The sequence below is a fragment of the Rhodopseudomonas palustris genome (assembly GCF_003226555.1).
Classification (GTDB): Bacteria; Pseudomonadota; Alphaproteobacteria; order Rhizobiales; family Xanthobacteraceae; genus Rhodopseudomonas; species Rhodopseudomonas palustris_I.
Genome location: NZ_QKQS01000039.1, coordinates 1 through 203, shown reverse-complemented (window position 1 = coordinate 203; position 203 = coordinate 1). Strand labels below are relative to the sequence as shown.

The 203-nt window shown below is 68.0% G+C and carries 1 pseudogene; it reads right to left on the bottom strand.

From position 1 onward, the window contains the following. Positions 1-203: pseudogene (locus DNX69_RS25305) on the bottom strand (phosphomannomutase/phosphoglucomutase); the annotation flags it as partial.

The following is a 203-nucleotide window of genomic DNA, read 5'->3' as shown; positions in this document are numbered from 1 at the left end:
GCCGACTTCGGGGTGCTGGCGCAGCACGACGTTCACGGCCTCGAACATGTCGTGCATCCGCTGCTCCGATACCGGGCTTTCGACCACGACGACCAGCTCGGGCTTGTTCGACGAGGCCCGGACCAGGCCCCAGCTGCCGTCTTCGCACGTCACGCGAACGCCGTTGACGGTGACGAGATCGCGGATCGGCTGGCCGGCGACCA